25 protein-coding genes are annotated in these 24,562 nt (G+C 71.4%); 7 read left to right on the top strand and 18 right to left on the bottom strand.

Features of this window, described 5'->3' with window-relative positions:
* Positions 1–49: 49 nt before the first annotated feature.
* The 10 genes from ABZ725_RS35715 to ABZ725_RS35760 all read right to left on the bottom strand — a co-directional run bounded on the left by ABZ725_RS35715 (position 50) and on the right by ABZ725_RS35760 (position 11,321).
* A complete protein-coding gene (locus ABZ725_RS35715) occupies positions 50–391 on the bottom strand; it encodes a hypothetical protein (protein WP_358806569.1) in 342 nt (113 codons plus the stop codon).
* Between the two features lie 86 nt (positions 392–477).
* The gene (gatB, locus tag ABZ725_RS35720) at positions 478–1,992 is read right to left on the bottom strand and encodes an Asp-tRNA(Asn)/Glu-tRNA(Gln) amidotransferase subunit GatB (RefSeq protein ID WP_358806570.1); all 1,515 of its coding nucleotides are present in this window, start codon (positions 1,990–1,992) and stop codon (positions 478–480) included.
* A gap of 15 nt (positions 1,993–2,007) precedes the next feature.
* Positions 2,008–2,247 carry a hypothetical protein gene (locus ABZ725_RS35725; RefSeq protein WP_358806571.1) on the bottom strand — a complete coding sequence of 80 codons (240 nt, stop codon included), beginning with the start codon at positions 2,245–2,247 and terminating at the stop codon, positions 2,008–2,010.
* Positions 2,244–3,746, bottom strand: coding sequence for an Asp-tRNA(Asn)/Glu-tRNA(Gln) amidotransferase subunit GatA (gene gatA / locus ABZ725_RS35730; protein WP_358806572.1), 1,503 nt, complete (start codon positions 3,744–3,746; stop codon positions 2,244–2,246). The genes ABZ725_RS35725 and gatA overlap by 4 nt, the downstream gene beginning before the upstream one ends.
* Positions 3,747–3,751: 5 nt before the next feature.
* The gene (gatC, locus tag ABZ725_RS35735) at positions 3,752–4,048 is read right to left on the bottom strand and encodes an Asp-tRNA(Asn)/Glu-tRNA(Gln) amidotransferase subunit GatC (protein WP_007384860.1); all 297 of its coding nucleotides are present in this window, start codon (positions 4,046–4,048) and stop codon (positions 3,752–3,754) included.
* A 133-nt stretch (positions 4,049–4,181) separates the two neighbouring features.
* Complete coding sequence (locus ABZ725_RS35740) at positions 4,182–6,449, bottom strand: bifunctional diguanylate cyclase/phosphodiesterase (RefSeq protein WP_358806573.1); 2,268 nt, start codon at positions 6,447–6,449, stop codon at positions 4,182–4,184.
* Positions 6,450–6,719: 270 nt separating this feature from the next.
* Complete coding sequence (gene ligA, locus ABZ725_RS35745; RefSeq protein WP_358806574.1) at positions 6,720–8,996, bottom strand: NAD-dependent DNA ligase LigA; 2,277 nt, start codon at positions 8,994–8,996, stop codon at positions 6,720–6,722.
* Positions 8,997–9,011: 15 nt separating this feature from the next.
* Positions 9,012–10,013, bottom strand: a complete 1,002-nt coding sequence (locus tag ABZ725_RS35750) for a methionine synthase (protein WP_358806575.1) — start codon at positions 10,011–10,013, stop codon at positions 9,012–9,014.
* Positions 10,014–10,040: 27 nt separating this feature from the next.
* Positions 10,041–10,739, bottom strand: coding sequence for an SDR family oxidoreductase (locus ABZ725_RS35755; RefSeq protein ID WP_358806576.1), 699 nt, complete (start codon positions 10,737–10,739; stop codon positions 10,041–10,043).
* Positions 10,740–10,757: 18 nt separating this feature from the next.
* Positions 10,758–11,321 (bottom strand): TIGR00730 family Rossman fold protein, encoded by a 564-nt coding sequence (locus ABZ725_RS35760; protein WP_358806577.1) that lies wholly within the window; start codon positions 11,319–11,321, stop codon positions 10,758–10,760.
* Positions 11,322–11,371: 50 nt separating this feature from the next.
* On the opposite strand from ABZ725_RS35760, the gene ABZ725_RS35765 reads away from it, so the two are divergent.
* Entirely contained in the window at positions 11,372–11,707 is a 336-nt protein-coding gene (locus tag ABZ725_RS35765; protein WP_358806578.1) for a DUF427 domain-containing protein, read from the top strand.
* A 38-nt stretch (positions 11,708–11,745) separates the two neighbouring features.
* Positions 11,746–12,531, top strand: a complete 786-nt coding sequence (locus ABZ725_RS35770) for an alpha/beta hydrolase (protein WP_358806579.1) — start codon at positions 11,746–11,748, stop codon at positions 12,529–12,531.
* 33 nt (positions 12,532–12,564) lie between these two features.
* Here the strand turns inward: ABZ725_RS35770 and mnmA are convergent, their stop codons facing one another.
* Positions 12,565–13,701, bottom strand: a complete 1,137-nt coding sequence (mnmA, locus tag ABZ725_RS35775; protein ID WP_358806580.1) for a tRNA 2-thiouridine(34) synthase MnmA — start codon at positions 13,699–13,701, stop codon at positions 12,565–12,567.
* An 82-nt stretch (positions 13,702–13,783) separates the two neighbouring features.
* On the opposite strand from mnmA, the gene ABZ725_RS35780 reads away from it, so the two are divergent.
* Positions 13,784–14,455, top strand: coding sequence for an N-acetylmuramoyl-L-alanine amidase (locus ABZ725_RS35780; RefSeq protein ID WP_358806581.1), 672 nt, complete (start codon positions 13,784–13,786; stop codon positions 14,453–14,455).
* Positions 14,456–14,671: 216 nt separating this feature from the next.
* Positions 14,672–16,255 carry a multicopper oxidase domain-containing protein gene (locus ABZ725_RS35785; RefSeq protein WP_358806582.1) on the top strand — a complete coding sequence of 528 codons (1,584 nt, stop codon included), beginning with the start codon at positions 14,672–14,674 and terminating at the stop codon, positions 16,253–16,255.
* Positions 16,256–16,369: 114 nt separating this feature from the next.
* Here the strand turns inward: ABZ725_RS35785 and ABZ725_RS35790 are convergent, their stop codons facing one another.
* The 4 genes from ABZ725_RS35790 to ABZ725_RS35805 form a co-directional block, all read right to left on the bottom strand.
* Positions 16,370–17,539 carry a VCBS repeat-containing protein gene (locus ABZ725_RS35790; RefSeq protein ID WP_358806583.1) on the bottom strand — a complete coding sequence of 390 codons (1,170 nt, stop codon included), beginning with the start codon at positions 17,537–17,539 and terminating at the stop codon, positions 16,370–16,372.
* 151 nt (positions 17,540–17,690) lie between these two features.
* Positions 17,691–18,854 carry a cysteine desulfurase family protein gene (locus ABZ725_RS35795; RefSeq protein WP_358806584.1) on the bottom strand — a complete coding sequence of 388 codons (1,164 nt, stop codon included), beginning with the start codon at positions 18,852–18,854 and terminating at the stop codon, positions 17,691–17,693.
* Positions 18,855–18,938: 84 nt separating this feature from the next.
* Positions 18,939–19,223 (bottom strand): DUF4190 domain-containing protein, encoded by a 285-nt coding sequence (locus tag ABZ725_RS35800; RefSeq protein WP_358806585.1) that lies wholly within the window; start codon positions 19,221–19,223, stop codon positions 18,939–18,941.
* Positions 19,224–19,340: 117 nt separating this feature from the next.
* On the bottom strand, positions 19,341–19,505 hold the full coding sequence (locus ABZ725_RS35805) for a hypothetical protein (protein WP_351916474.1): 165 nt from the start codon (positions 19,503–19,505) through the stop codon (positions 19,341–19,343).
* Positions 19,506–19,649: 144 nt separating this feature from the next.
* On the opposite strand from ABZ725_RS35805, the gene ABZ725_RS35810 reads away from it, so the two are divergent.
* A complete protein-coding gene (locus ABZ725_RS35810; RefSeq protein ID WP_358806586.1) occupies positions 19,650–20,276 on the top strand; it encodes a TetR family transcriptional regulator in 627 nt (208 codons plus the stop codon).
* Positions 20,277–20,402: 126 nt separating this feature from the next.
* On the opposite strand, the gene ABZ725_RS35815 is transcribed toward ABZ725_RS35810, so the two are convergent.
* Positions 20,403–20,789 (bottom strand): hypothetical protein, encoded by a 387-nt coding sequence (locus tag ABZ725_RS35815; RefSeq protein ID WP_358806587.1) that lies wholly within the window; start codon positions 20,787–20,789, stop codon positions 20,403–20,405.
* A gap of 346 nt (positions 20,790–21,135) precedes the next feature.
* Between ABZ725_RS35815 and ABZ725_RS35820 the strand changes: the two genes are divergently transcribed.
* Positions 21,136–21,714 (top strand): TIGR03086 family metal-binding protein, encoded by a 579-nt coding sequence (locus ABZ725_RS35820; RefSeq protein WP_358806588.1) that lies wholly within the window; start codon positions 21,136–21,138, stop codon positions 21,712–21,714.
* On the opposite strand, the gene ABZ725_RS35825 is transcribed toward ABZ725_RS35820, so the two are convergent.
* Positions 21,701–22,552 carry a thioesterase family protein gene (locus tag ABZ725_RS35825; protein WP_358806589.1) on the bottom strand — a complete coding sequence of 284 codons (852 nt, stop codon included), beginning with the start codon at positions 22,550–22,552 and terminating at the stop codon, positions 21,701–21,703. The two genes, ABZ725_RS35820 and ABZ725_RS35825, sit on opposite strands and share 14 nt — an antisense overlap.
* A 146-nt stretch (positions 22,553–22,698) precedes the next feature.
* Here ABZ725_RS35825 and ABZ725_RS35830 point away from each other — a divergent pair, with 146 nt between their 5' ends.
* Entirely contained in the window at positions 22,699–23,964 is a 1,266-nt protein-coding gene (locus ABZ725_RS35830; protein WP_358806590.1) for an alpha/beta hydrolase-fold protein, read from the top strand.
* Here ABZ725_RS35830 and ABZ725_RS35835 read toward each other — a convergent pair.
* Entirely contained in the window at positions 23,873–24,529 is a 657-nt protein-coding gene (locus ABZ725_RS35835) for a trimeric intracellular cation channel family protein (protein ID WP_358806591.1), read from the bottom strand. The genes ABZ725_RS35830 and ABZ725_RS35835 overlap by 92 nt on opposite strands.
* Positions 24,530–24,562 lie beyond the last annotated feature (33 nt).

A 24,562-nucleotide genomic window follows, 5' to 3' on the forward strand; every position in this document is an offset into this window, starting at 1 on the left:
CTTTTCACAAGAGTGCGAGCCTTGTCACAGGACAATAACGGCGACGGTGTCAGTCGGCCTGGTCGCCGAACGCCATCACCATCACGCCGGCGATCAGCAGCCACAGGGCGCGCCGGGTCCGGCCGCGGGAGCCCAGCAGCGCGGCGAGGGCGCAGACGGCGGCGCCGAGGGCGTAGGCCGCCGGGACGAGGGCCGGGGAGGAGCCGGTCAGGCGCAGGAGGGACGCGGCGAGGCCGGCGAGGGTGAGCAGCGCTCCGGTGCCGGTCGCGGTCCAGCGGGCCCGCCGGGCGTCCTCGAAGTCGAGTTCGTCATCCGTGTCCTCGATGTCGCCGTCCTTCGTGTCGCCGTCCTCTATGTCGCTGTCGGGGTCGGAGTCGGTTCGTGCACTCATGGCGGGCGAGCGTAGCGCGTCGGGCTGAGAACGGGAGAAGGGATGCACCGATGACTCGATGCATCCCTTCGTGAAGCTCCCGGGTCTCAGCCCTCGCTGACGCCCAGCTTCTCCAGGATCAGCTCCTTGACGCGGGCCGCGTCGGCCTGTCCGCGCGTGGCCTTCATCACGGCGCCGACCAGGGCCCCGGCCGCGGCCACCTTGCCGCCGCGGATCTTGTCGGCGACGCCCGGGTTGCCGGCGATGGCCTCGTCGACGGCCGTGCCGAGCGCCGAGTCGTCGGAGACGACCTTCAGCCCGCGCTTGACGACGACCTCGTCCGGGGTGCCCTCGCCCGCGAGGACGCCCTCGATGACCTGGCGGGCCAGCTTGTCGTTCAGATCCCCGGAGGTGACCAGCTCGGCGACCCGGGCGACCTGCTCGGGCGTGATCGCCAGCTCGTCCAGGGACGTTCCGGACTCGTTGGCGCTGCGGGCCAGTTCGCCCATCCACCACTTGCGGGCGGAGGCCGCGTCGGCGCCGGCGTCGATCGTGGCGACGATCAGGTCCAGCGCACCGGCGTTGAGGATCGACTGCATGTCGGTGGCGGAGACGCCCCACTCGGCGATCAGCCGGCCCCGACGGGCCAACGGCATCTCGGGCAGCCCGGCGCGGATCTCCTCGACCCACTCGCGGGACGGGGCGACCGGCACCAGGTCGGGCTCCGGGAAGTACCGGTAGTCCTCGGCCTCCTCCTTCACGCGGCCCGAGGTCGTGGACCCGGTGTCCTCGTGGAAGTGGCGGGTCTCCTGGATGATCGTCCCGCCGCCGTTCAGGACGGCCGCGTGCCGCTGGATCTCGAAACGGGCCGCACGCTCCACGGACCGCAGCGAGTTCACGTTCTTGGTCTCGCTGCGGGTGCCGAACTTCTCCCGGCCGTGCGGGCGCAGCGACAGGTTGACGTCGCAGCGCATCTGGCCCATCTCCATACGGGCCTCCGACACGCCGAGCGCCCTGATGACCTCGCGCAGCTCACGGACGTACGCCCGGGCGACCTCGGGGGCACGCTCGCCCGCACCCTCGATCGGCTTGGTGACGATCTCGATGAGCGGGATGCCGGCGCGGTTGTAGTCCAGCAGGGAGTGGGACGCGCCGTGGATACGGCCGGTGGCGCCGCCGACGTGCGTCGACTTGCCGGTGTCCTCCTCCATGTGGGCGCGCTCGATCTCCACACGGAAGGTCTCGCCGTCCTCCAACTGCACGTCGAGGTAGCCGTTGAAGGCGATCGGCTCGTCGTACTGGGAGGTCTGGAAGTTCTTCGGCATGTCCGGATAGAAGTAGTTCTTCCGGGCGAACCGGCACCACTCGGCGATCTCGCAGTTCAGCGCGAGACCGATCTTGATCGCCGACTCGATGCCGATCGCGTTGACGACCGGGAGCGCGCCGGGCAGGCCGAGGCAGGTGGGGCAGGTCTGCGTGTTGGCGTCCTGACCGAGTTCGGTCGAACAGCCGCAGAACATCTTCGTCTTGGTGCCGAGTTCGACATGGACCTCGAGGCCCATGACGGGGTCGTACGACGCGAGAGCGTCCTCGTACGACTCCAGGTCGGTCGTGGTGGTCACGGTGCTACTTCCCTCTCAGCCCAGCAGGACGTCGTCGTCGCCCAGCCGCTTCAGCTCGCGGTACAGGATCGCGAGACCGGTGACGACGGCGACCGCGGACACGGTGGCGTCGATCAGCCGCAGCGTGTCGTTCTCGGCGCGGGCCCTCTTGATCTGCTTGGCGACACCGATCGCGCCGAACGCGGTGCCGGCCATGGACAGGTACGTGCCGGACTTGGACTTCTTGAAGCCCTTGGCTTTGTTCAGTGCACTCACAGCGACGGAGCCTCCTCGAGGAGCGGGTGACCCCACCTTTCCACGAAGGCGGCCTCGACGGCGGCGCCGACCTTGTAAAGCCGGTCGTCCTTCAGCGCCGGGGCGATGATCTGCAGCCCGACCGGGAGGTTGTCCTCGGGGGCGAGACCGCAGGGCAGCGACATGGCCGCGTTGCCCGCCAGGTTGGTCGGGATGGTGCACAGGTCGGCCAGGTACATCGCCATCGGGTCGTCGGCGCGCTCACCGATCGCGAAGGCGGTGGTCGGGGTCGTCGGGGAGACGATCACGTCGACCTGCTCGAAAGCCTTCTCGAAGTCGCGCGTGATGAGCGTGCGCACCTTCTGGGCGGAGCCGTAGTAGGCGTCGTAGTAGCCGCTCGACAGCGCGTACGTGCCGAGCATGATGCGGCGCTTCACCTCGGGGCCGAAGCCCGCCTCACGGGTGAGGGAGGTGACCTCCTCGGCCGAATGGGTGCCGTCGTCGCCCGTACGGCGGCCGTAGCGCAGGCCGTCGAAGCGGGCGAGGTTGGACGAGCACTCGGACGGCGCGATGAGGTAGTACGCCGACAGGGCGAGGTCGAAGGACGGACAGTCCAGCTCGACGATCTCGGCGCCCAGGTCCTTCAGCAGCGCGACGGACTCGTCGAACCGCTGGATCACGCCGGCCTGGTAGCCCTCGCCGCGGAACTGCTTGACGACGCCGACGCGCATGCCCTCGACGCTGCCGTTGCGGGCGGCCTCGACCACCGGCGGGACGGGCGCGTCGATCGACGTCGAGTCCAGCGGGTCGTGCCCGGCGATGACCTCGTGCAGCAGCGCCGCGTCCAGGACCGTGCGGGCGCAGGGTCCGCCCTGGTCGAGGGAGGAGGAGAAGGCGACCATGCCATAGCGGGAGACCGCCCCGTACGTCGGCTTCACGCCGACCGTGCCGGTGACGGCGGCCGGCTGGCGGATGGAGCCGCCGGTGTCGGTGCCGATGGCGAGGGGCGCCTGGAAGGAGGCGAGCGCGGCGGAGGAGCCGCCGCCGGAGCCGCCGGGGATCTTGGTGAGGTCCCAGGGGTTGCCGGTCGGGCCGTAGGCGCTGTTCTCGGTGGAGGACCCCATGGCGAACTCGTCCATGTTGGTCTTGCCGAGGATGACGACGTCGGCGGCCTTCAGCCGCTTGGTGAGCGTCGCGTCGTACGGCGGGATCCAGCCCTCGAGGATCTTCGAGCCGACGGTCGTCGGGATGCCCTCGGTGGTGAAGATGTCCTTGAGCGCGAGCGGGACGCCGGCCAGCGGACCGAGCTTCTCGCCCCGGGCCCGCTTCTCGTCGACGGCGCGGGCCTGCGCGAGCGCGCCCTCGCGGTCGACGTGCAGGAAGGCGTGGACCTTCTCGTCGACGGCCTCGATGCGCGCCAGATGGGCCTCGGCGACCTGGACGGCCGTGAGCTCGCCGGAGGCGATCTTCGCGGCGGTCTCGGCGGCGGTGAGCTTGATGATGTTGACGTTGTCCGTCATGGCGGTTAGTCCTCCCCCAGGATCTGCGGCACCTTGAAACGCTGCTGCTCCTGGGCCGGGGCGCCGGAGAGCGCCTGCTCGGGGGTGAGCGACGGACGGACCTCGTCCGCCCGCATGACGTTCGTCAGCGGGAGCGGGTGCGAGGTCGGCGGTACGTCTTGGTCGGCGACCTCGCTGACGCGGGCGACCGCGCCGATGATGTCGTCCAGCTGTCCCGCGAAGTGTTCGAGCTCTTCGGGCTTCAGCTCCAGACGCGCCAGCCGGGCGAGGTGGGCGACCTCCTCGCGCGTGATGCCAGGCATGCAGCGTTCCTCTGGGGTGAGTGAAGTGAGATGTGGTTTGGGGCCAATCCTAGGGGGCGGGGCCCTGAACCAGTGACACGGATTACCCAGGGGCGGTGCAGGCTGCCGCGGCTCGGCCGGGGCCGGGAGAGCGCTACTCGTCGGAGGCCGCGGCCGGCAGGGCCGCCTTGGGGCGTTGCCAGCCTCTTGAGCCACGCGCCCGCAGCCAGGCGGTCGTCTCCTCCGGGGGCATCGCCGCGGCCACCAGCCATCCCTGGACGGCGTCACAGCCGAGGTCGCGCAGCCGCTCCCAGGTCTCGTCGTCCTCGACGCCCTCGGCGACCACCAGCAGGCCCAGGGAATGCGCGAGGTCGACCGTGCAGCGCACGATCTCCGCGTCCTCGTTGTCGACGGCGAGGCGGGCCACGAAGGAGCGGTCGATCTTCAGCTCGCTCACGGGCAGCCGGCGCAGATGCACCAGGGAGGAGTAGCCGGTGCCGAAGTCGTCCAGGGACATCTTCACGCCGTGGCCGGTGAGACCGTTGAGGGTGTCGGCGGCGCGCTGCGGGTCCTCCAGGAGGACGTGTTCCGTTATCTCCAGCTGGAGCGATCCCGCGGGCACTCCGTGCCGGGCCAGCCGCGCCGCGACTGACCCCGCGAAGCCCGGTGTGTGGACGTCGCGCGGGGAGACGTTCACCGCGACCGGCACGTACAGCCCCTGCGCCCGCCACTTCGCGACCTGTCCGAGCGCGGTGTCCAGCACGTACTCCGTCAGATGGGGCATCAGCCCCGACGACTCGGCGATCGCTATGAACTCGTCCGGCGGCACCTTCCCGCGCTCGGGGTGCACCCAGCGGACCAGGGCCTCCAGGCCTGCCACCTGCCCGTCGAAGCGGACCTTCGGCTGGTAGTGCAGCTGGACCTCGTGCGCGTCGAGCGCGCGCCGCAGATCGCCCAGCAGGCCGAGCCGGTCGGGGGTGTTGGAGTCCCGCTTGGACTCGTACACCTCCACGCCCGTGCGGTCCCGTTTGGCCTGGTACATCGCCACGTCCGCCCGGCGCAGCAGGCCCTCCGCGTCGAGGGCGTGGTCGGGGAAGACGGCGACGCCGGCGCTCGCCTCCAGGACGAGGGTGAGCCCGTCGAGGTCGAGCGGCGAGCTGAGGTCGGAGACCAGGGCGCGGGCGATCCGGCTCGCCGAGGTCGTGGAGTCGGCGACGGGCAGTAAGACGGCGAACTCGTCCCCGCCGAGCCGGGCGACCTCCGCCCCGCGCGGCAGGGCCAGCCGCAGCCGGTCGGCTATCTGGAGCAGGAGGCGGTCGCCCGCGAGATGGCCGAGGGTGTCGTTGACCGAGCGGAACCGGTCGAGGTCGATCAGCATCAGGGCGGCCCGGACGCCGATGCGCTCGGCGTCGTCCAGCGCGGTCCAGATGCGCTCCAGGAGCCACTGCCGGTTGGGCAGCCCGGTCAGCGGGTCGCGCAGTTGCTCCTCGGCGCGGGCGCGGGCTATCCACAGGGTGGAGTCGAGGGCGATGAGCGGGATGGCGAACAGCGGCAGCAGGATCGGCTTGGCCACGGCCACCACGCAGATCAGCGGGGCGATGCCCAGCAGGGCGACGGCGACGAGACCCTGTCTGACCAGGGCCGTCCGGGCGACGGTGGGCAGTCCGCCGGTGCGGGGGGCGTGCAGATACCAGAGCAGGACGCGGGTGACGGCGAGGTAGGCGACGGCCACCAGGACCACCTGGGGGCCGGTGTAGACCGACCATGTGTCGGGGGTCCAGGGGCGCTCGACGGACGGTATCCGGCCGCAGGCGGCCAGCAGCAGCGCGCCCGCGCCGATGCCGAGGATGTCCACCGCGCCGTGCAGGACGCCCTGCCGCCAGCGGTGGCGCCTGGCTATGCCGACCAGGACGACGACGGTGAGGCTGACCATGCCGGCCGGCACCCAGCCGTAGAGCAGCAGGACGGCGAGGGTGAGGGCGGCGCCGGAGCCGGTGCCGCCCCACCAGCGGGCGCGGCCCAGCAGGACCAGGTGTCCGACGATGACGCCGGCCAGCAGGGCCAGGGCCCAGCCGACCGTGCCGGACGGGAAGAGCGCGTGGTCGCCGGTGAAGGCGCGGTAGAAGCCGGCGCCGAGGGCGAAGGCGGCCGCCGCGACGACCGCCGCGGGCAGCGCGGGCCAGGACAGATGCCGGTCGGGTTCGGCGCCGGGCACGCCGGGGGGCAGCGCGGCGGAGGCGCGGTTCTCCAGGGAGGGGTGCGGTGTGGGCTGCGGCGCCGTGTGCGGTACGGAGCGCGGCGGGTACGCCTGCGCGCCCGGCTGTCGCTCGGAGCGCGCCGTCCGCCAACTCGCCCACCACACACCGGCGACCCGGCGTCGGCGCACCGTCGAGTCCGCGGCGGCGCTCTCGGTCGGTTCCATTCCCGTCCCTCTCACAGCCGGCGGTGCCCACGCCACGCGGCCAGTTGCCCGACAACCCCGGGCGGCGCCGCGCTGGAAAACCCTTTCCCTTTGCTCCTCGGGAGCAGGGGGATGCCCCGACCGCAGCTGGGCACGGCAGGCGCACATCTCAACAGTAGGCCGCAGAAGGCTTCCACGGGCAGCGGTCGTCGACGGTTGCCCGAATGCGCCCCGGCCACCCGTATGCATCTGGTATGCGCCGATCGGGTGGCCTTCAACCGCTGCGCTTCGTTATTCCTCGATCGAGTTCCCGGCCGGTTCGTCGGTGGACGCCTCCGTCGGCTCCTCCGTCGACTCCTCGGTCGGCTCCTCGGTCGATTCGCCGGTCGGGAGGGCGACTTCGGCCGCCGCCTCGGGTCCCTGCTCCAGCAGGACGGTGAAACCGTCCTCGTCCAGCACCGGCACCTTCAGCTGCATCGCCTTGTCGTACTTCGATCCAGGATTGTCACCCACAACGACGAACGAGGTCTTCTTCGAAATAGAACCGGTCACTTTCGCTCCACGGCTCTGCAGGGCGTCCTTGGCGCGGTCGCGGGTGAAGTGTTCGAGGGTGCCGGTGACGACGACCGTCAGACCTTCGAGGGGCCGCGGGCCTTCGTCCTCCGCGGAGCTCTCCTCCTCCATGCGGACGCCGGCGGCCTTCCACTTGCGGAGGATCTCCTGGTGCCACTCCTCGGCGAACCACTCCTTGAGCGAGGCCGCGATGATGGCGCCGACGCCGTCGGTGCCCGCCAGCTCCTCCTCGGTGGCCTGCTCGATGCGCTCGATCGAGCGGAACTCGCGGGCCAGCGCCTCGGCCGCGACGGGACCGACATGACGGATCGACAGACCCGTGAGGATGCGGGCCAGCGGGCGTTCCTTGGCGGCCGCGATGGTCTCCAGCATGGACAGCGCGTTCTTCTTCGGCTCGCCCTGCTGGTTGGCGAAGACCGTGGCGATCTTCTCCTCGCCCGTCTTCGGATCCCGTTTGGGCAGTCCGCTGTCCTGGTCGCGGACGTACGCCCTGATGGGCAGCAGCTGCTCGATCGTCAGGGCGAACAGGTCGCCCTCGTCGAGCAGCGGCGGCTCCTGCGGCTCCAGCGGCTTGGTGAGGGCGGCCGCGGCCACGTACCCGAAGTGCTCGATGTCCAGGGCCTTGCGCCCGGCCAGGTAGAACAGCCGCTCGCGCAACTGGGCGGGGCAGGTGCGGGCGTTGGGGCAGCGCAGATCGACGTCGCCCTCCTTCATCGGGCGCAGCGGGGTGCCGCACTCGGGGCACTCGGCCGGCATCACGAACTCGCGCTCGCTGCCGTCGCGCAGGTCGACCACCGGGCCGAGGATCTCCGGGATCACGTCACCGGCCTTGCGCAGCACCACGGTGTCGCCGATGAGGACGCCCTTGGCCTTGACCACGTCCTGGTTGTGCAGGGTGGCGAACTCGACCTCGGAACCGGCCACCGTCACCGGCTCGACCTGCGCGTACGGCGTCACCCGGCCCGTGCGGCCGACGCCCACACGGATGTTGACCAGCTTGGTGTTGACCTCTTCCGGCGCGTACTTGTACGCGATCGCCCAGCGCGGCGCGCGGGCCGTGGAGCCGAGCCGCCCCTGGAGCCGGATCTCGTCGAGCTTGACGACGACCCCGTCGATCTCGTGCGCCACCGAGTGCCGGTTCTCGCCGTAGTACGCGATGAACTGCCGTACGCCGTCGAGGTCGCCGACCACCTTGTTGTGCGGGGAGGTGGGCAGGCCCCAGCCCTTGAGCAGGTCGTAGGCCTCGGAGAGGCGGTCCATGCCCTCGTAGCCCTCCAGGGCGCCGATGCCGTGCACGACCATGTGCAGCGGGCGGGAGGCGGTGACGCGCGGGTCCTTCTGGCGCAGCGAACCGGCCGCCGCGTTGCGCGGGTTGGCGAAGGGCTTGTCGCCGGCCTCGACCAGCCGGGCGTTGAGCTCCTCGAACTTCTCCATCGGGAAGTAGACCTCGCCGCGGATCTCCACCAGCGACGGCACCCCGTCGCCCGCGAGACGGTCCGGGATCTCGGCGATGGTGCGCACGTTGGGCGTGATGTCCTCGCCGGTGCGGCCGTCACCGCGGGTCGCCGCGCGCGTGAGCCGGCCGTTCTCATACGTGAGGTTGACGGCGAGGCCGTCGACCTTGAGCTCGCACAGGAAGTGGTAGGCGGAGGCGCCGATGTCCTTGTGGACGCGCTCGGCCCACGCGGCGAGCTCCAGGTCGTCGAAGGCGTTGTCGAGCGACAGCATGCGCTCGCGGTGCTGGACGGCCGTGAACTCCGTCTCGTACGCGCCCGCGACCTTCTGGGTCGGCGAGTCGGGCGTGCGCAGCTCGGGGTACTCCTCCTCCAGCGCCTCCAGGGCGCGCAGGAGCCTGTCGAACTCCGCGTCGCTGATGACGGGAGCGTCCTTCACGTAGTACCGGAAGCGGTGCTCCTCGATCTGCTCAGCGAGCTGCGCGTGCTGCTCCCGTGCCTCGCTGGGCACCGTCGTCTCCGCTTGCCTGTCGCCGGCCACCGTGTTGTCCTCCCGTTACTCTGGGTTGTCCGCGAGGGATCTCGCCGCCCGGACGCAGTGGGCGAGGGCGTGGCGGGCGTACGCGGGGGAAGCCCCCGCGAGGCCGCACGACGGAGTGAGGGTGACGGCCTCCGCGAGCAGCCCCGGTCGCAGCCCCAGCCTGCGCCACAGCGTCCTGACACCCATGACGCTACCGGCAGGGTCTGACAATGCGGCATCCGTGCCGGGCACGACACCGACGAAGAGCCGGGTGCCGGCTTCCACCGCCTCGCCGATGACGTCGTCGTCACGCTCGGTGAGGAGCGAGAAGTCGAAGGAGACCGCCGCCGCACCCGCCCGGCGCAGCAGGGCGAACGGGACGTCCGGTGCGCACGAGTGGACGACGACGGGGTCATCGCCCTGCACCCCGACGACGTCGCGGAGCGTGGCCTCCACGACCTGCCGGTCGACCGCGCGGTGGGTGCGGTAGCCGCTGGCGGTCTTCACATGGCCGCGGAGCACGGAGGTGAGGGAGGGTTCGTCGAGTTGGAGCACGAGTTGCGCGCCGGGCAGCCGACGGCGTACCTCGCCGAGGTGCTGGCGCAGGCCCTCGGTGAGGGAGCCGGCGAGGTCGCGGCAGGCGCCGGGGTCGGAGAGGGCCGCCTCGCCGTTCTTCAGTTCCAGTGCGGAGGCGAGCGTCCAGGGCCCGACCGCCTGCACCTTCACCTGGCCTTCGTAGCCTTGCGTGAACTCCTCCAGCGCGTCGAGGTCCTCCCCCAGCCAGGACCGGGCCCGCTTGGTGTCCCGCCCGGGCCGGTCGCCGAGCCGCCAGCCGCTGGGCTCCACGCGCGCGTACATCTCGACCAGCATCCCCGCCGTCCGGCCGATCATGTCGGCGCCGGGGCCGCGGGCCGGCAGCTCGGCCAGGAACGGGAAGTCCTCGAAGGACCCGGTGACGGTCTTGGCGGCCTCGCGGGCGTCACCGCCCGGCAGTGAGCCGATGCCGGTGGCGGGGCCGAAACTGAAGTGTGGGTTCACAGGTGCAGCCTACGTAGCCTCGAGCCCTCAGCGGCCCGGTCGTACCGTCAGATCGTTGACCTCCGCGTCCCGGGGCAGGTCGATCGCCATCAGGATCGTCGTCGCGACCGACTCCGGGTCGATCCACTCCGCGGGGTCGTACTCCTTGCCCTCCTGCTGGTGGACCTTGGCCTGCATGGGGCTGGCGGTGCGGCCGGGGTAGACGGAGGTGACGCGTACGCCGTTGCCGTGCTCCTCGGCCCGCAACGAGTCCGCGAGGGCCTTCAGGCCGTGCTTGGAGGCGGCGTACGCGGACCATTCGGCGCTCGCCCGCAGGCCCGCCCCGGAGTTCACGAAGACCACATGGCCGCGGGCGGTGCGGAGTTGGGGCAGGAAGTGCCGGGTCAGCTCGGCGGGCGCGATCAGGTTGACGTTGAGCTGGTGGCGCCAGGACTTCGGGGTCAGGTCGCCCACCGGGCCGAGGTCGACCACGCCGGCGATGTGCAGCAGGGAGTCCACCCGGTCCGGCAGCGACTGGTAGGAGAAGGCCCAGCTCAGCTTGTCGGGATCGGCCAGGTCGCCGACCAGGGTCCGGGCCCCGGGGAACTCCGCCGCGAGCTCCTTCGCGCGACCCGCGTCGCGCGCGTGCAGCACGAGTTCGTCCCCGCGCGCGTGCAGCCGACGGGCGACGGCGGCGCCGATGCCGGAGCCCGCTCCGGTGATCACATGAGTAGCCATGCCTGCCATGCTCGCATCACGGCGTACCTACGCGACGCCCTGGCCCGCGGCGGGAGCCGCTGCTGTCCCAGCTTCCAGGTAGGCCAGCGCGCCCACCGGCTCCTCGGCGAAGAAGACCAGGTCGGCGAGGGGGCGGGGCAGGAAGCCCTCGTCCTCCATGCGCCGGAACTGCTCCTTGAGGCCGTCGTAGAAGCCTGCCGTGTTCAGGAGCACGACCGGCTTGTCGGTGTGACCGTGCTTCTTCAGCTCCAGGATCTCGGTGGCCTCGTCCAGCGTGCCCGTACCGCCGACCATGACGACCACCGCGTCGGCCTTCTCCAGGAGCAGCCGCTTGCGTTCGGCGAGGTCGCGCGCGATGACCATCTCGTCGGCGCCGGGCCGCGTCTTGGCCGCGAGGAAGACCACCGACACCCCGCACAGCCGGCCGCCCGCCTGCTGCACGCCGTCCGCGACCACCTTCATCAGGCCGACGTCCGAACCGCCCCACACCAGCGTGTGACCGCCCTTGCCCAGCAGTTCGGCGAACTCGCGCGCGGGGCGCGTGTAGCGGTCGTCGAGGTCGGCGGCGGAGAGGAAGACACAGATACGCATCCCGCCACCGTATCCGGGAAGAACGAGGCGCACGCCAGTGCTTTTCCGGCATGACTCATGGAGACACCCGAGGACACACGATCACCGTCGAGCAGTCCGACCGGCACATCAGGGTCGTCCACGCAGGCCGTGTGCTGGCCGAGACCGACCGGGCCCTCGTGCTGCACGAGACCGGCTGTCCCGCGCGGTACTACATCCCCGAGGCGGACGTCCGCATGGACCTGCTGACCGCCTCCGACACCCACACCTACTGCCCCTTCAAGGGCACGGCCTCCTACTGGTCGCTGCCGGAGGCGACCGATCTGGTGTGGTCGTACCCCGACCCCAAGCCGGACGTCGCCGCGATCAGGAACCACCTCTGCTTCTACGAGGTGGAAGTGTCGTAGCCCGATGACCGCACCGCCGTGCGGCAGTCTGCACAGACATGGACAAGAAGACGATTTCCCGCGACGGCACCGAGCTCGCGTACACCAGCGCCGGACAGGGCCCCGCGGTCATTCTGGTGAGCGGGGCGATGTCCGCGGGCGGGACCGTGGCGCCCCTGGCCCGGCTGCTCGCGGACCGCTTCACCGTCCTCTGGTACGACCGCCGGGGCCGCGGCGGGAGCGGTGACACGGCGCCGTACGACGTGCGGCGCGAAGTCGAGGACCTGGCGGCCCTCGTCGACGCGGCGGGCGGCGAGGCGGCGCTCTACGGCATCTCGTCGGGCGGTGCGCTGGTCCTGGAGGCGGCGGCGAGCGGGCTGCCGGTGCGCCGGGCTGCCGTGTACGAGACTCCGTTCGCCGTCGACGAGGAGGGCGTGCGGGAGCGCGCCGCGTACACGGCGAACCTCACCGAGGCGCTCGCGCGCGGGCGGCGCGGGGACGCCGTCGAGCTGTTCCTGCGGCTGACGGGGCTGGCCGAGGAGATGATCCAGGGCGCGCGTCGATCGCCCATGTGGGAGGGCATGGAGGCCATCGCGCCGACCCTCGCCTACGACGACGCCGTCATGGCCGGCGGGGCGGTCCCCCGGGAGCGGCTGGCCGCGGTCGGCGTGCCGGTGCTGGCGGTGGCGGGCGAGGCCAGTGCGCCGTGGCTGCGCGAGGCCGTACGTGCCGTCGCGGACGCGGTCGGCGACGGCACGTACCTCACGCTCGAGGGCCAGACCCACATGGTGGATCCGACCGTTCTCGCGCCGGTGCTGGCGGAGTTCTTCGGGCAGCCGGACTGACCGCCGGAAGGCCGGCTGCCGCGGGGCCGAGGGTCAGGAGACCCCGGCCGGCGCCCGCACCGTGGTCGCGATCGTGGCCGAGCCCACCACGCGGGTGTCGTCGTAGAGCACGATCGCCTGACCGGGGGCCACACCCCGGACGGGCTCGGTGAACGTGACCTCCAGGCGGCCGTCGAGCAGTTCCGCGGTGACCTCGGTCTCGCCGCCGTGGGCGCGCAGTTGGGCCGTGTACACGCCGGGGCCGGTCGGAGCGGCGCCGCACCAGCGGGGCTTGATCGCGGTCAGCGCGCCGACGTCGAGGGAGGCGGCCGGGCCGACCGTCACGGTGTTGTTCACCGGGGAGATGTCGAGGACGTAGCGCGGCTTGCCGTCGGCGGCCGGGGTGCCGATGCGCAGGCCCTTGCGCTGGCCGATGGTGAAGCCGTACGCGCCCTCGTGGGTGCCGATCTTCGTGCCGGACTCGTCGACGATGTCGCCCTCGGCCCTGCCCAGCTTCTTCGCGAGGAAGCCCTGGGTGTCGCCGTCGGCGATGAAGCAGATGTCGTGGGAGTCGGGCTTCTTGGCGACGGCCAGGCCCCGCCGCTCGGCCTCCGCGCGGATCTCGTCCTTCGTGGTCACGGTGTCGCCGAGGGGGAAGAGCGCATGGGCGAGCTGTCGGTCGTCCAGGACGCCGAGGACGTAGGACTGGTCCTTGGCCATGTCCGAGGCGCGGTGGAGTTCCCGGGTGCCGTCCTCCGTAAGGACGACCTTGGCGTAGTGGCCCGTGCACACCGCGTCGAAGCCCAGCGCGAGCGCCTTGTCGAGCAGCGCGGCGAACTTGATCTTCTCGTTGCAGCGCAGGCACGGGTTGGGGGTGCGGCCGGCCTCGTACTCGGCGACGAAGTCGTCGACCACGTCCTCGCGGAAGCGGTCGGCGAGGTCCCACACGTAGAACGGGATGCCGATCACGTCGGCGGCGCGGCGGGCGTCGCGGGAGTCCTCGATGGTGCAACAGCCCCGCGCGCCCGTGCGGAAGGACTGCGGGTTCGCGGAGAGCGCGAGGTGCACGCCGGTCACGTCGTGGCCGGCTTCGGCGGCGCGGGCGGCGGCGACGGCGGAGTCGACCCCGCCGGACATGGCGGCGAGTACGCGAAGGGGGCGGGGGTGCTGCGAGGTCTCAGTCTCAGTCATAGCCCTTCCAGGGTACGGGGCGTCGGGAACCGGAGCCCGCGAGTATCCGTTGACGATCTCGAGGGGCGAGAAAGGACTGCGCATGGGGGCGAGGAAGGGCGACTCCGACCGGCGGATCGGGCGGCGTGCCCTGCTGATCGGCGGAGCGGCGGCCGCCGTCGGCACGGGCGTGCTGGCGCGTGACGAACTGGCGCGGCTGTACTGGCGGCTGCCCGGTGTGCGCCGCAAGCGGGTCGAGGGCGCGGTCGACTACACGGGCGCGCGGTGGGTGGCGGCGTCGGAGGCGAACTTCCGCTGGGCGGACCGGCCGGACGACTTCGGGATCGACATGGTCGTCGTCCATGTCACACAGGGCGATCTGGCCAGCGCCGTGAAGGCGTTCGAGGACCCGGGGCACAAGGCCGCCGCGCACTACATCGTCGGCAAGGACGGGCACGTCACGCAGATGATCCGCGAGCTGGACGTGGCGTACCACGCGGGCAATCGCGCGTACAACGAGCGCAGTGTGGGCATCGAGCACGAGGGCTTCGTGGACCGGCCGCAGGACTTCACGGACGCGATGTACGCCGCGTCCGCCGTGCTGACCGCGGCGATCTGCCGACGGTACGACATACCCGTCGACCGCGAGCACATCATCGGGCACGTGGAGGTGCCGGGGACGGACCACACCGACCCCGGTGAGCACTGGGACTGGGACCGGTATCTGCGGCTCGTCCAAGAGGCGCAGAAAAAGGCGCAGACCGTCTCCAGCTGATGAGCCACTGTGATACAGGTCACATGTACTCAATATCGTGAACAATTGATGAGAGCCGGCCGTCCGTTGTGTCCCACGCCCCGAAGATGACCTGCGGCCTGCCAACTTGGGCTTTTTTCAAGGAAGTTGCGGCGCACGGCGATCGCACAGAGTCCTCGGCTCGCTCCAAGGTTCAGCTCAGTCTTTACATAGGCTTTAGCCCAAAGCTCCACGCTCATGACCCACACCACAGATCCCGCCCCTGGCGCGGGAGAGCAGAGCAAGGGCGCCCACGCGAGGAGCGGCCGGGGCGGCAAGGACGAGCACTCCAAGGTGACGAAGGGCCGGGGCGGCAAAGGCCTGCACCGGCGGAAGTTCCTCGGCGGGATGGCCGGGGTCGGACTGGGGGCGGTCGGCGCGGCCGGCGCGACCTTCGCCCTGCTGACCGGCGCCAACAACGACAAGGCGTCCGCGGCGACGACCGCCACCGGCACCCTCAACATCCCGGAGCTGCTGGAGGGCACCACGTCCGACGGCACCACCACCTACACCCTGACCGCCAAGACCGGCACGAACGAGGTGATCAGCGGCGTCACCAGCACCACCGCCGGCTACAACGGGTCGTACCTCGGCCCGACCATGAAGTGGACCACCGGCACCACCGCCCTGCTGAACATCACCAACACCCTGGGCGCGGAGACCACCGTGCACTTCCACGGCGCCCACATCCCGCCCAAGATGGACGGCGGCCCGCAGAACGCCTTCGCCGACGGCGAGACCTGGTCGCCCACCTTCGAGGTCAAGGACGAGGCCAAGACCCTCTGGTACCACCCGCACGCCCTGGGCACCACGGCCGAGCAGGTCGTGCACGGACTGGCGGGCATGATCATCGTCGAGGACGACTCGGAGGTCTCGGCCGCGCTGCCGAGCGAGTACGGCGTCGACGACATCCCGATCATCCTGCAGTGTCTGGCGGTCGACAGCGCCGGCGACATCAAGTACGAGGCCGCCGGCTATCGCAGCTCCACCGTCAGCTTCCCGGTGCTGGTCAACGGCACCAACGTCGACTCCACGACCCTCGGCTTCACCGCGACCAAGAAGCGCACCCGCTTCCGGGTCCTGAACGCCTCCCCCGCCGACATCATGACCGTCCAGCGCGGCGACGGCGGCACGCTCACCCAGATCGCCACCGACCAGGGCTATCTCACCGAGCCCACCGAGGTGACCACGATCCGGCTGGTGGCCGGCGCCCGTGCCGAGTTCGTCCTCGACCTGGAGGACGCGGTCACCCTTCAGGCCGTCGTCACCACGGGCTGGATCCGCGGCGGCAGCGGCACCTACGACTTCCTGACGGTGACGCCGGAGGCCACCGACACGCCCGCCGATCTGCCGAGCGCGCTCAACACCATCACCCGGTACGACACGAGCGACTTCGCCGCGCGGACGATCACCCTCGGCCAGGGCACCGGCGGGACCATGACGATCAACGGCAAGGTCGGCACCACCATGGCCGGGATGACGATGATCAGCACCACGCTGGACGCCGAAGAGGTGTGGACGATCAGCAACAGCACGCAGTTGGAGCACTCGTTCCATCTGCACGACGTGCCGTTCCAGTTGATCGCGATCAACGGTGAGGAACCCACTGGCGTCAACCTCGGCTGGTTCGACACCTTCGAGGTGGTCGGCGGCGGCTCGATCAAGATCGCGATGAAGTTCACCGACTTCACCGACGACACGTACATGTACATGCTGCATTGCCATCTGCTCCAGCACGAGGACGAGGGAATGATGGCGTCCCTCATGGTCACGGACAGCTAGGCGTTTCGCTTCAGCTCAGCCAGGCCTCATCAGCAGGCTGCCGCCGGCAGTGGAAGTGCCGGCGGCAGCCCCTGGCCCAGCGCACCCGGGCCAGGTTCATGGTGGTGGCGGCGGCTAGCAGGCGCCTGTGAACACGTCCACCTGCCCTCCGGTGCTGTTCGCCACCGCGAGGTCGCGTATCCCGTCGCCGTCCAGGTCGGCCGCCGTCGCGTCGTAGGCGCCGGCGGCGGACAGCTCGGCGAGTTCGGTCAGCTCGCCACCGGTCGCGCCCCGGAAGAGGGTGACCGAGCCGCCCCGCAGAGAGGAGACCATCAGGTCGTCGAGGCCGTCCCCGTCCAGATCGGCGGCGCCCACCGCGACCGGCAGCGCGGAGACGGCGTAGGTGGTCGCCGCGCCGAAGGTTCCGTCGCCGTCGCCGAGGAGCACGTCCAGAGCGTTGGTCCCGTTGCTCACCGTGGCCAGGTCGAGAGCGCCGTCCCCGTCGAAGTCGCCCTCGGCGAGGGAGTAGAGGCGGGAGGTCGCCGCGTACCCGGTCGAGGCGCCGAGGGCGCCCGTGCCGTCGCCGAGCAGGACGCTCACCCCCGCGCTGCCGACGCTGGCCGTGGCCACGTCCGGCGAGCCGTCACCGTCGAAGTCGCCGACGACGACACCGTGCGGCTGGCTGCCCGTGGCGGTCTGGCCCCGGTCGTCGAAGGAGCCGTCGCCCCGGCCGAGCAGAACGCGCACCGTGCTCGGGCCCTGCTCGACGACCACGAGATCGGGCGTTCCGTCGCCGAGGTCACCGGTGGCCAGGGCCCGCGGCGATGCGCCGACGTCGATGGCGGAGGCGGAGGCGGCGCCGAACGTGCCGTCCCCCTCGTTCAGCAGCACGCTGACCTGGGCGCCGCCGAAGTCGGCGAGTGCGAGGTCGGGACCGTTCTCGCCGTCGAAGTCGGCGACCACGGTCTGGTAGGGGCGGGTGCCGACCGGGTACGTCGTGCCCGTGGCGAAGGTCCCGTCGCCGTTGCCGAGCAGCACGGTCGCCGAGTCCGCGTCGAGGTTGGCGGCGACCACGTCGAGCACCCCGTCGCCGTCCAGGTCGGCGGCGACCACATGCCGGGTCTGCGCGGCGGCCGTCCCGGAGGCGGCCAGCCGGACGTAGGAGAGGGGGCCCGTGCAGGAGGCGCTCACGGCCTGCGGGCCCACGGCGGCGGCCGGCGCCGCGGCCAGGGCGCCCAGAAGGAGCAGGGCGGCCGTGGCGGCGAAGGCGACGCGGCGGCGTTCACGCGATGGCACGAGGGTCATGAGAGGACCTTCTGTCGACAGCGGTGGCGGGAACCTGTGCCAGAAGGTAGACCAAGCGTCACCTACTGTCGACACCTAGCCACTATATTGACAGGTGACCCTTAGATTCGGCCCGAGTGTCGACACTAGACATCGCTGTCATACCGCCGGACTACGTCAGCCCCGCCGCCCGCGCCCGCTCCACCACCGGGCCGATGGCCGCCGCGACCGCCTCGACGTCGGCCTCGGTGGAGGTGTGGCCGAGGGAGAAGCGGAGGGTGCCGCGCGCCAGGTCGGGGTCGGTGCCGGTGGCGAGCAGGACATGGCTGGGCTGGGCGACCCCGGCGGTGCACGCGGAGCCGGTGGAGCACTCGATGCCCTGCGCGTCCAGCAGCAGCAGCAGCGAGTCGCCCTCGCAGCCGGGGAAGGTGAAGTGGGCGTTGGCCGGCAGCCGGTCCACGGGGTCGCCGCCGAGGATCGCGTCCGGGACGGCCGTGCGGACCGCGTCGATCAGGGTGTCGCGCAGACTGCCGATCTCGCGGGCGAACCACTCGCGCTGCTCGGCGGCGAGGCGTCCGGCGACGGCGAAGGAGGCGATCGCGGGGACGTCGAGGGTGCCGGAGCGGACATGGCGCTCCTGGCCGCCGCCGTGCAGAACGGGCACGGGGGTGTACTCGCGGCCCAGCAGCAGGGCGCCGATGCCGTACGGGCCGCCGATCTTGTGGCCGGAGACGGTCATCGCGGCGAGGCCGGAGGCGGCGAAGTCGACGGGGACCTGACCGAAGGCCTGGACCGCGTCGGCGTGCAGCGGGATGTCGAACTCCGCGGCCACGTCGGCCAGTTCACGGACCGGCAGGACTGTGCCGATCTCGTTGTTCGCCCACATGACGGTGGCCAGGGCCACGTCGTGGGGGTTGCGGACGACGGCTTCGCGCAGGGCGTCCGGGTGGACCCGCCCGTAGGAGTCGACCGGCAGGTACTCGACCGTGGCGCCCTCGTGCTCGCCCAGCCAGTGCACGGCGTCGAGGACCGCATGGTGCTCGACGGGGCTGGCCAGGATGCGGGTGCGGGCCGGGTCGGCGTCGCGGCGGGACCAGTACAGGCCCTTGACCGCGAGGTTGTCGGCCTCGGTGCCGCCGGAGGTGATGACGACCTCGCTGGGGCGGGCGCCGAGCGCTTCCGCGAGGGTCTCACGTGCTTCCTCGACCGTACGGCGGGCCCGTCGGCCGGCGGCGTGGAGCGAGGAGGCGTTGCCGGTGATGCTCAACTGCGCGGTGAGTGCCTCGACCGCCTCGGGGAGCATCGGCGTGGTCGCGGCGTGGTCGAGGTATGCCATGGTGGCCACGATTCTACGGGGGCCGTACAGAAGCCCTCGCTGCCAGGTCGGTCTGGGCCGTGGCCGGGCGGTGCGCCGCGCGTCTCAGAAGTTCCAGGAGATCGTGGAGTCCGCCTGCATGAACGCCACCAGGACCAGCAGGTCGGCGACGCCGAGGGCGAGGCCGAGGAAGGCGCGGCCACGACGGGCCGTGCCGCGCCACAGGGCGACCGCCGCGAGGACGATGGCGATGGGGCCGAGGAAGAGGTTGAGCACGAGCAGGCCCAGCAGGCCCAGGATGAAGGACGCGACGGCCATGCCGTCCGCGTCCCGGACGCCGGCGGGGCGGGCGGGGGTGGGGGTGGGGGTGGCCGGGGCGGTGAGTTGCATGGTCGTTCAGCTCCTGTCGATCGGGGGATCGGCGATCGGGGGATCGGCTAGTGGGTGATCAGCGGGCGAGCGTTGGGCGGGCGGTGGATAGGCGGCCGGCGGGCGGCGAGTGGGCGGTCAGTGGGCCGAGGTGCGGCGGCGGCTGTGGCGCTCGCGCAGCGCGAAGATGCCGAGCCAGGCGGCGATCACGGTGGCGGCGACGAGGGTGAAGGTGAACGACGCGTGGGCCACGGCGCCCATCACGACGCCGAACAGCAGCAGTGCGGCGACAAGGAACAGCATGGGATGAAACCCCCTCCGGGCGACTCTTCGGCCGCCTCTCGTTACGTTTCGGTGAACAGTTGTGGTTACAGTTGTTCACTGACTCTTGAGTCTAGCGCGCCGCACGGCTTTGCAATTCCGGAGAACAGTTGTTAACTGGATGACATGAGTCACACCCTCGGCATCCGGCAGGTCCAGAAGCAGAAGACCCGGCAGGCGCTCCTGGACGCGGCGCTCGGGCTGCTGGAGGAGCAGAGCCTGAGCAGCCTCGGCCTGCGCGAGGTCACCCGTGCCGTCGGGGTCGCCCCCACCGCCTTCTACCGGCACTTCCGCTCGACGGCGGATCTGGGCGTGGCCCTCGTCGAGGAGGCGCTGGGCAGCCTGCACCCGATGATCCGGACCGCCGTGACCACGGCCGACTCCAGCGAGGAACGCATCAGCCGGGCCGTCGAACTGATAGACGGTCATGTGAGCGCGTCCCCCGCGCATGTCCGCTTCATCGCCCGCGAGCGACACGGCGGGGTCCAGCCGGTGCGGGAGGCGATCCGGGACCAACTGGGCCGGTTCGCCGAGGAGGTGCAGGCCGAACTGGCCAAGGACGCCGAGGCCGAGGGCTGGAGCGAGGACGACATGGCGATGCTCTCGCACCTCTACGTCGATCAGATGCTCAGCACGGCCTCGCTGTTCCTGGAGGCCCTGGAGGCCTCGCCGGAGGAGCGGGAGCGGATCCGCCGGCGCGCGACCCGTCAGATGCGGCTCATCAGCATCGGCCGCCACCACTGGCGGGACTGACGGCCCGTACAGCACAGGCCCGTACAGCACCGGGGCGTACAGCACAGAGGCGTACAGCACAGGGGCGGCGCACTCGTCACGGAGTGCGCCGCCCCTGTGGGTGAACCGCTGCGGGTGAACCGGCGGTCAGCCCTGCTGCTGGGCCTGCTGCCCCTGGCCGGCTCCCTGGCCGCCGCCGGGACCGCCACAGCCGCCGCCCTGACCGCCGCCGGGGCCGCCGCTCGGCGCGCCCGACGGGACACCGGTCGGCATGCCTGTCGGGGCGCCCGTCGGCTGCCCCGAGGCCGCGGCGCCGGTGGGCGCGCCCGAGGGGGCGCCGCTCGGGGCACCGCTCGGCGCGCCGCTGGGCATCCCCGAGGCGTTGCCGGTCGGCGGCGAGCAGGACTGCTGGCTGGTGGTACCGCTGTTCGAGGACGAGGAGTCGCCCGAACCGCAGGCCACCAGGGCGAGGGGCGAGAGCGCCAGCAGCGCCACCGCGGGGACGAGACGGACGGGCATCAGCGCACGCTTCATGAGAGACAGCTCCATGGAAGATGAAGGGGACCTGAGGCCGGGAACTCAACCAACAGCGCTTAGGGCTTCCTTGAGCCTCCTCTGTCCGCTGCCTGTCAATCAGGTAAAGCACGGCTCAACAAACCTCGCTGACCTGCGAGTTCACCCTTGATACCCGGTCAGTGCGCTGGTACAGCTCCGTGACAGAACACGGCCGACGCGCGGCCGACGCGCGGCGGACGGCGGGCGGACGGACGGCCGACAGGGCCCGCCATACGGGTCGGCCTCGCCGTTGGCGACGGCGGTCGTCGGGTTTTCCGGGAAGTCTGCGAGGAGCAGCACCGGCTCCGACCAGAGAGGCTCCGCCATGACCGACCCACGCCCCCTGTACGCCCGGGCCACCGCGCAGGCGGCCGAGCTCATCGGGACCGTACGGCCCGAGCAGTTGACCGGCCCCACGCCCTGCGCCGAGTACGACGTCCGCACGCTGCTCAGCCATATCGTCGGCGGCAGCGTGCGGATCGCGGTCGTCGGGGAGGGCGGCGACGGGCTCGCCGTACGGATGTTCGTGGACGGCGTCGAGGACGACGGCTGGCCGCGGGCGTACGACGAGATCAGGACCCGGGTGCTGAGGGCCTGGGCGAGCGACGAGCGGATGGCCGGGCCGGTGCGGGTGCCGTGGGGCGACATCCCGGGCCGGGAGGCGCTGTCCGCGTACGTCATGGAGATCGTGGCGCACACCTGGGATCTCTCCGAGGGACTCGGCCGACCGCTGCGGCTCGACCCGGAGCTGGCCGAGTTCTCGCTGGTCGCCGCGCGGGCGGCACTGCCCGACGGCCCGCGCGACGGACGGCCCTTCGAGCCGGCCCGCCCGGTCCCCGAAGGGGCCGACGTCTACGCGGAGTTGGCGGCCTGGCTCGGCCGGGAGCCGCTCAGCCGAGCCTGACCCGCGCCAGCTGCCGCGACTGCGCGACGAGGCGGTCCGCGCTGTCCCAGACCTCGGCGTCCTCCTCCAGGAAGCCGCCGGCGAGGTTGCGGGTGGTGATGGAGACGCGCAGCGGGCCCGGGGCCGGACGGCAGCGGACGTGGACCGTCAGCTCGACCGTGGGGACCCAGCCGCGCAGGCCGATCTCGAAGGCCGTGGGCGGCAGGGCGTCCACGGCGAGGAGGAGGGAGAGCGGGTCGGGGTCGCGGCCGTCCTTCAGACCGAACCAGGCCCGCATCTCGCCCTTGCCGGAGGGCTGTCCGAGCGCCCAGCCGAGGGTCGACGGGTCGAGCTTGAGCATCAGGCGGTCGGCGATGGCGGAGCTGCCGTCGACGGGCGCCGGTCCGTCCTCGGGGCCGAAGCACTGGTCCATGGGCGGGAGGGCGGGCGGCGCGGCCGTCGTGCGGACGTCGTCCGGCAGGGAGTCCAGGTCGCCGTAGGAGGCGAGGACGCGGATCCGCTCGATCTCGGCGCCGTTCTCGTCGTACTGGAAGAGCGAGGCCTGGCCGGTCGACAGGGTGCGGCCGGTGCGGACGACGTCCGTGCGGACGACCGCGGGGCCGGGGTGCGAGGCCGTGAGGTAGTGCGCCGAGATGGTGAACGGGTCGCGGTGCGGAAGGGCGTCCGCGAGCGCGCGACCGAGGACGGCGAGGAGGTAGCCGCCGTTGACGGCGCTGATGATCGTCCAGCCGGCCGAGAGGTCGAGGTCGTAGACACCGGGCTCGCGCAGGGTGAGCGCGGTGTCACGGTCGAACTCGCTGTCGCCGATGCGCGCGCACTCGATAGCTGCTTCAGGCATGCCTGAACGCTACAACAAAATAATACTAAGCGGTAGCTTTGCCTGTAGCTCTGCCTTGGCCTCCTCCGTGTGAAGCGCTCGCAATTTCTTGGTAAGTGTCCGAACTCGTCCGTAACCTCGACGCCCGGTTTCCCCTCTGCAAAGACATGAGCCTCACCGGGACTCCGTTCCTCTACACCCTGATCGCGCTGTCCGTAGTCGCCGTCGCGCTGCCGCTGCTGGTGTGGTCGCGGCTGCGCGGGCCGCGGATCCTGCGCGCCGCGGCCCGGGTACTGATGCTGATGTTCGCGCAGGGCACGGCCGTCGCCCTGGTCTTCGTGGCGGTCAACAACGCCAACGGCCTGTACGACACCTGGGACGACCTGCTGGGCACCGGCACCCATGTGCAGCAGGCCGCCGACCTGGGCGCCGACGGCACCGGCGGGATCGCGCTGGACCGGCTGCCCAGGGTCGCCCAGAAGTTCACCCAGGCCCAGGGGCCGGGGATGCACGCGGCCGGCGGGGTGCGCGTCACCCAGCTCCAGGGCCGGATCTCCGGCGTGAACGCCGAGGTCTACGTCTGGCTGCCCCCGCAGTACGACGAGCCCGCCTACGCGCATCGCACCTTCCCCGTCGTGGAGCTGCTCCCGGGCTACCCGGGCTCCGCGAAGTCCTGGTACGGGACGCTGCATGTGCACGAGCAGCTGGCGCCGCTGATGCGCGAGGGCAAGGTCGCGCCGTTCATCCTGGTCGCGCCGCGCACCACCCTGCTGCCCGGCGTGGACACCGGCTGCGCCAATGTGCCGGGCACCGTGAACGCCGACAGCTGGCTCAGCCTCGACGTGCCGAAGATGGTCACGGACAACTTCCGGGCCCAGCCCGCGCCCAAGGGCTGGGCGGTCGCCGGGTACTCGGCGGGCGGGCACTGCGCGGCCAAGCTCGCCGTCGCCCACCCCGACCGCTACCGGGCGGCCGTGAGCCTGTCCGGGTACAGCGACCCGATCGTCGAGCCCGACTCGCTCGCCGCGCAGAACCAGCAGCTGCGCCGGGCCAACAACCCGTATCTGCTGCTGCGCAAGGCCGCCGTCCCGCCTCCCGTGGCCCTCTACCTCTCCGGCCAGCCGCACGACGGCTACGAGGCCGCCCTGGCCATGCGACAGGAGGCGAAGGCGCCGACGGCCGTGCACGTCGTCTACATCCCGAGCAACGCGGGCGGTCACACCATGGCGCTGTGGCGGCCGCAGGTGGTGCCGGCGTTCCGCTGGCTGACGACGCAGATGGACCAGCACCGGGTCGGCGGCGAGGGGAAGACGGGAAAGGGGAAGGGGAAAGTGAAGGGGACTACTCCTCGCGAACAGTCGAGCGACGATTCCAAGCGCGCGGCGCTCGCCAGTGGAACCGCATCGCGAGCAGCCGCAGCACGAAGGCCGTGAGCGCGGCCAGGCCGCCGGCCAGCTCGGTGAGCAGGTCGTAGCGGATGCTGAGCGCCACGATGGTGGCGCCGACCATCGCCGGGACCGCGTAGAGATCGCGGTCCCAGCGCAGCAACGAGGGCACCTCGTTGGCCAGCACATCGCGCAGCACACCGCCGCCGACGCCGGTCGCGACGCCCAGTGCGGCCGACGCGGTCAGGCCCAGTCCGTAGTCGTACGCCTTCATGGTCCCGGTGACGCAGAACAGGCCGAGGCCGGCCGCGTCGAAGACGTTGACGCCCAGCTGGATCCGCTCCACCTGCGGGTGCAGGAAGACGACCAGCAGGGCGGCGACCAGGGGCGTGAGGAAGTACCCCAGGTCGGTGAAGGCGGCCGGGGGCACGGCCCCGATGACGAGGTCCCGGAACACCCCGCCGCCCAGCGCCGTGACCTCGGCGAGCATGGCTATGCCGAACACGTCGAAGTTCTTGCGGACGGCCAGCAGTGCGCCGGAGATGGCGAACACGAAGATGCCGGCCAGGTCGAGCGTGTGCTGGACGGAAGGGCTGAAGATCTGCTGAAACACCTTTACATTGTCACCCAACACTGAGCCCCCGCC

It is taken from the genome of Streptomyces sp. NPDC006872, assembly GCF_040635845.1.
Classification (GTDB): domain Bacteria; phylum Actinomycetota; class Actinomycetes; order Streptomycetales; family Streptomycetaceae; genus Streptomyces.

Excerpts from the sequence above, each read along its gene's own strand:
- ABZ725_RS35715 (WP_358806569.1), bottom strand. The coding sequence starts at position 391 with ATGAGTGCACGAACCGACTCCGACCCCGACAGCGACATAGAGGACGGC.
- gatA (WP_358806572.1), bottom strand. The coding sequence starts at position 3,746 with ATGACGGACAACGTCAACATCATCAAGCTCACCGCCGCCGAGACCGCC.
- gatC (WP_007384860.1), bottom strand. The coding sequence starts at position 4,048 with ATGCCTGGCATCACGCGCGAGGAGGTCGCCCACCTCGCCCGGCTGGCG.
- ABZ725_RS35740 (WP_358806573.1), bottom strand. The coding sequence starts at position 6,449 with ATGGAACCGACCGAGAGCGCCGCCGCGGACTCGACGGTGCGCCGACGC.
- ABZ725_RS35755 (WP_358806576.1), bottom strand. The coding sequence starts at position 10,739 with ATGGCAGGCATGGCTACTCATGTGATCACCGGAGCGGGCTCCGGCATC.
- ABZ725_RS35760 (WP_358806577.1), bottom strand. The coding sequence starts at position 11,321 with ATGCGTATCTGTGTCTTCCTCTCCGCCGCCGACCTCGACGACCGCTAC.
- ABZ725_RS35765 (WP_358806578.1), top strand. The coding sequence starts at position 11,372 with ATGACTCATGGAGACACCCGAGGACACACGATCACCGTCGAGCAGTCC.
- ABZ725_RS35770 (WP_358806579.1), top strand. The coding sequence starts at position 11,746 with ATGGACAAGAAGACGATTTCCCGCGACGGCACCGAGCTCGCGTACACC.
- mnmA (WP_358806580.1), bottom strand. The coding sequence starts at position 13,701 with ATGACTGAGACTGAGACCTCGCAGCACCCCCGCCCCCTTCGCGTACTC.
- ABZ725_RS35780 (WP_358806581.1), top strand. The coding sequence starts at position 13,784 with ATGGGGGCGAGGAAGGGCGACTCCGACCGGCGGATCGGGCGGCGTGCC.
- ABZ725_RS35785 (WP_358806582.1), top strand. The coding sequence starts at position 14,672 with ATGACCCACACCACAGATCCCGCCCCTGGCGCGGGAGAGCAGAGCAAG.
- ABZ725_RS35790 (WP_358806583.1), bottom strand. The coding sequence starts at position 17,539 with ATGACCCTCGTGCCATCGCGTGAACGCCGCCGCGTCGCCTTCGCCGCC.
- ABZ725_RS35795 (WP_358806584.1), bottom strand. The coding sequence starts at position 18,854 with ATGGCATACCTCGACCACGCCGCGACCACGCCGATGCTCCCCGAGGCG.
- ABZ725_RS35800 (WP_358806585.1), bottom strand. The coding sequence starts at position 19,223 with ATGCAACTCACCGCCCCGGCCACCCCCACCCCCACCCCCGCCCGCCCC.
- ABZ725_RS35805 (WP_351916474.1), bottom strand. The coding sequence starts at position 19,505 with ATGCTGTTCCTTGTCGCCGCACTGCTGCTGTTCGGCGTCGTGATGGGC.
- ABZ725_RS35810 (WP_358806586.1), top strand. The coding sequence starts at position 19,650 with ATGAGTCACACCCTCGGCATCCGGCAGGTCCAGAAGCAGAAGACCCGG.
- ABZ725_RS35815 (WP_358806587.1), bottom strand. The coding sequence starts at position 20,789 with ATGAAGCGTGCGCTGATGCCCGTCCGTCTCGTCCCCGCGGTGGCGCTG.
- ABZ725_RS35820 (WP_358806588.1), top strand. The coding sequence starts at position 21,136 with ATGACCGACCCACGCCCCCTGTACGCCCGGGCCACCGCGCAGGCGGCC.
- ABZ725_RS35825 (WP_358806589.1), bottom strand. The coding sequence starts at position 22,552 with ATGCCTGAAGCAGCTATCGAGTGCGCGCGCATCGGCGACAGCGAGTTC.
- ABZ725_RS35830 (WP_358806590.1), top strand. The coding sequence starts at position 22,699 with ATGAGCCTCACCGGGACTCCGTTCCTCTACACCCTGATCGCGCTGTCC.